The organism is Ligilactobacillus acidipiscis DSM 15836, assembly GCF_001435755.1.
Lineage (GTDB): Bacteria > Bacillota > Bacilli > Lactobacillales > Lactobacillaceae > Ligilactobacillus > Ligilactobacillus acidipiscis.
Map to the genome: position 1 here is coordinate 1 of NZ_AZFI01000165.1, position 4,214 is coordinate 4,214.

At 37.7% G+C, this 4,214-nt stretch carries 4 protein-coding genes; all 4 read right to left on the reverse strand.

The annotated features are described in order from the left end of the window. Positions 1 to 56: 56 nt before the first annotated feature. On the reverse strand, positions 57 to 1,898 hold the full coding sequence (typA, locus tag FC65_RS09090) for a translational GTPase TypA (RefSeq protein WP_056972429.1): 1,842 nt from the start codon (positions 1,896 to 1,898) through the stop codon (positions 57 to 59). 135 nt (positions 1,899 to 2,033) lie between these two features. Next, positions 2,034 to 2,813, reverse strand: a complete 780-nt coding sequence (locus tag FC65_RS09095; RefSeq protein ID WP_010494610.1) for an inositol monophosphatase family protein — start codon at positions 2,811 to 2,813, stop codon at positions 2,034 to 2,036. Between the two features lie 5 nt (positions 2,814 to 2,818). Continuing rightward, positions 2,819 to 3,109 carry a UPF0223 family protein gene (locus tag FC65_RS09100; RefSeq protein ID WP_056972430.1) on the reverse strand — a complete coding sequence of 97 codons (291 nt, stop codon included), beginning with the start codon at positions 3,107 to 3,109 and terminating at the stop codon, positions 2,819 to 2,821. A gap of 4 nt (positions 3,110 to 3,113) precedes the next feature. Continuing rightward, entirely contained in the window at positions 3,114 to 4,031 is a 918-nt protein-coding gene (locus tag FC65_RS09105) for a Rossmann-fold NAD(P)-binding domain-containing protein (RefSeq protein WP_010494614.1), read from the reverse strand. Between the last annotated feature and the right edge of the window lie 183 nt (positions 4,032 to 4,214).

Consider the following 4,214-nt stretch of genomic DNA (forward strand, 5'->3'; position numbering starts at 1 on the left):
CATTTCATCAGTACCACTTGATAAAGAACCATTATTTCCAGTCTCTTAAAAAACGACTATTTAGTTTCTTTTTTTGCTTTTTTTGCTTCTTTTTCACGTGCATTGGTATTTAAAATACTCTTACGCAATCTGATTGATTCTGGTGTGATCTCTAACAATTCATCTTCATTTAAGAATTCCAAAGACTCTTCCAAAGTTAAATGAGTTGGCATCTTGATAGAAGCAGTTTGATCTTTACTTGATTGACGAACGTTGGTCAAATTCTTACCTTTAGTAATATTAACTGAAATATCACGTTCACGAGAAGATTCACCAATAATCATACCTTCATAAATTTCAGTACCGGGATCAACAAAAATAGTCCCACGACCTTCAACACCCATGATAGCGTATGTGGTTGCCTTACCTTGATTAATAGAAACAAGGGCACCATTTCTACGACCGGGCTCCCAGTTGCGGATCACTGGCTTGTATTCAGCAAATGTATGATTCATGATCCCATATCCACGCGTCATTGAAAGAAATTGTGAATCAAAGCCGATCAATCCACGAGTAGGTGTTGAAAATGTCAAACGAGTTTGCCCATTGTTACCTGTTTCCATGTTAGTCATTTCGCCCTTACGTTGAGCAAGAGCATCAATGATCGAACCAGAATATTCATCAGGCGTATCGATCGTGACATTTTCAAATGGTTCGGATAACTTGCCATTGACCTGGCGCAAAATAACCCTTGGACGCGAAACGGCCAATTCGAAACCTTCACGACGCAAAGTTTCGATCAAGATAGATAAGTGAAGTTCTCCACGGCCTGAAACGACCCATGTGTCTGGAGATTCTGTATCTTCAACACGCAACGAAACGTCAGTGTGTAATTGTAATTTCAACCGATCTTCTAATTTACGTGCAGTAACCTTATCACCTTCACGACCAACAAACGGCGAGTTATTAGTAATAAAGTTCATCTGTAGTGTAGGTGGGTCGATCCGTAAAATTGGTAAAGCGTCTGGCTTATCAACAGGACAGATAGTTTCACCAACGAAAATATCTTCCATTCCTGAAATAGCAACCAAATCACCTGCTCGAGCTTCATTTATTTCTAATCGTTGTAAACCGAAATAACCAAAAAGTTTAGTAACTCTAAAGTTCTGCTGACTTCCGTCCAGTTTCATAACTGTAACTTGATCACCAACTTTAATAGTTCCACGGAAGACACGGCCAATACCAACACGACCAACAAACTCATTATAGTCAAGCATAGCAACTTGGAACTGCAATGGTTCATCAGAATTATCGATTGGTGCAGGAATCGTATCAATGATCGTATCAAAAATTGGATCCATGGTGTGTTTTTGAGTATCAAGATCAGAATCTAATGAAGATGTCCCATTCATAGCTGAAGCATAAATCACTGGGAAATCAAGTTGCTCTTCATCCGCTCCGAGTTCAATAAAGAGATCCAAAACTTCATCAACTACTTCGTCTGGACGAGCACCTGGACGGTCAACCTTGTTAATAACAACGATCGGTGTCAAATGCTGCTCAAAAGCTTTCTTTAAAACAAAACGTGTCTGTGGCATTGTCCCTTCAAAAGCATCAACTACTAAGACAACACCATCGACCATTTTCATGATCCGTTCTACTTCACCACCGAAATCGGCATGTCCTGGTGTATCCAAAATATTGATCTGTTTGTCTTTATAACGAACAGCAGTATTTTTAGACAAGATCGTGATTCCACGTTCCTTTTCAATATCATTGGAATCAAGCGCACGATCACCGATCTGAGTATGCTCATCAAGTGTATCGGATTGTTTTAACATTTCGTTAACTAAAGTCGTCTTACCATGGTCAACGTGGGCGATAATAGCAACATTACGAATATCATCACGTGTTTTCAAAATTTGTTCTCCCTTTCATTCATAGGCTTTACGGTAAAATATCATTGTTTTTTCATGATTTTGTGAAAACTTTGACATTATTTTCATAACCTGGCATAAAAAAAGCTGTGACAATGAAGCCACAGTCATCGGCTATCATTTGGCAGACATCAATGCCGATATTTCAATATAAGCATTTTTTGTTGCTACCAGTACATCTTCTGATGATACCACGTCTAAGAGCTTGCCGTCAATCGTTTTCACACTCAAATTTAGACTTTCTGCTAAAATACTTCCTGCTGCATAATCCCAAGGACGTAAATGTGACAAATAGCCAACACACTGACCCGTCAAAACATGAATAAATTCGATCCCTGCACTACCATAGATCCGTGCACCCGCACTTTTACGAATAACTTCCTGTAAATTATGATAATTAGTAAGCATCATTGGTCCGTTGACACCTAACAGTCCATCCTTTAACTGAATGTTTTTGGGTGCCGGCAACTGCTCTTTATTGCAATATACTCCGATCCCCGGTCCTCCCCAATACAAGCGATCATGAATAACATCATAAATAAAACCTAATAATGGTTTTTGATCCTGATAAATTGCGATCATGCTAGCAAAATCAGCCGCTTGTTTAACGAAGTTCATTGTACCATCGATCGGATCGATCACCCAAAAAAGTCCCTTTGACGATTTAAAGTCGGCTTTATTACCTTCCTCGCCTAAAATAGCTGAATCAGAAAAATTCTCGTTGATTTTTTCTCTAAAAAAACGTTCTATTTCCTTATCAATGTTTGTTACTAAATCAAGCCGTGACGTTTTGTTTTGTACATCCAGACCACGTGCTCTTCCTTCCAAAATTCTATTTCTTGCTTCATGAAACCATTTTGTTACCTGTCGATAAATTTCCTTTTGTTGTTCAGTCATTGTACTCATTCCTTTTTTGTTTTGAAACGCTGAAATTTTTGTTCGTTTTTCAAAACATACTGACTTGCAGCATAGATACTATACCCTGAGGCCGTCTTAAACCTCTTGTCTAATTGCTTCTGAGTCATTTTTGCCGGCTCTAATTCCTGAAACCTTCGGTATTTTGTTAAAAATTCAACGCGACTGATACCAATAGTATATAGCTTTTCTACGGCCTGGTAAAAATCTGTCGCAATAATAACTTCAGAAATATCCCATTCCGGCATTAAAGGGTATTCATAATTTTCTGTATTCATTAGTTCATCTTCCACTCATCAAACTTTGAATCTGGCTTAAAACCTGATCTTTAATATCTACCAATTTCTGTTTTTCATCTTCCGACAAATTAAGAGTTGGAAGTTGTGAAACTCCTTGTGTTGACAATAAAACCGGTTCGCTGATCGCAATTTTTTGCTCATCCACTTGAACTTGGTGTGTTAATGGGATAATTTGTGCAAAAGATGAAAATAGCGCCTCAAAAACACAGTCGATACTAGCTAAAATCACCGGCAACAAACTTTTTTCTGAACTTTCTTTCAGTCGCTCCTCGATTTTTGTAAGTTCATTTTGAGTAAACAAACTGTTTTCTTGGGCGATCAAAGACAGTAACGGTGTTCCTGCCACTAACCCTCTACTCCATGCTGGAACTGCATCTGCAAATGTTCCCAAAACACTGACATGGATCTGACGCACATCAATTTTTAAAATATTACTGATCATTTTTTCAACCAGCATCGATAACGGCAACGTCCCTAAACCAAAAATAGCATTATCAGGTAAGCCTGAAAAACGCAATGCAGAAAAAACTTGTTCCTCACCGTGTTCAGTTAAAAAGCAAACTTTGCCGGCAAAATTATTAGCCATAGCCTGATTAATAAGAAGTTGAGTCCAGTGAATTTCAGCACGTAAACTTTCTTCAAATGTCAAATCTTTTTCACTTGCACTTTCTGATTTTCCGATCAACAAAAGATCAATATCATTCCACTCTGGAGTATTCGTTGCAGTTAGCCGTAGATTTTTAGCCATTACGGCAGAATTCAAAATATCCTGAACAGAATGCGGAAACTCAACATCTTTTTGGTACCAAATAAAACTAATTTCTTTATCTTGAACGATATTATGCTGCAAAATTGCTTCCACTAACAAATCATTCCCACAGATCAAAACGTTTCTTGACATACTCACGCCTCCCACGTTAACAACGTTGACCATTTCTGTCTTTTTATTCTAACATAAACTATTATATCTGAAAATTTTCTTAATTGTCTCAGTCATAAAATAATGTTTTATTCAAAATCCCGCAAAACCAGTAAATATAATAAAAACAGCTCGTTAGCGTAAAGTATTTGTGGGTGGAAGTCT

What these genes read in the sequence shown, in the direction of transcription:
- FC65_RS09100 (WP_056972430.1), bottom strand. Translation starts at nt 3,109, where the DNA reads ATGAATACAGAAAATTATGAATACCCTTTAATGCCGGAATGGGATATT.
- FC65_RS09105 (WP_010494614.1), bottom strand. Translation starts at nt 4,031, where the DNA reads ATGTCAAGAAACGTTTTGATCTGTGGGAATGATTTGTTAGTGGAAGCA.
- FC65_RS09095 (WP_010494610.1), bottom strand. Translation starts at nt 2,813, where the DNA reads ATGACTGAACAACAAAAGGAAATTTATCGACAGGTAACAAAATGGTTT.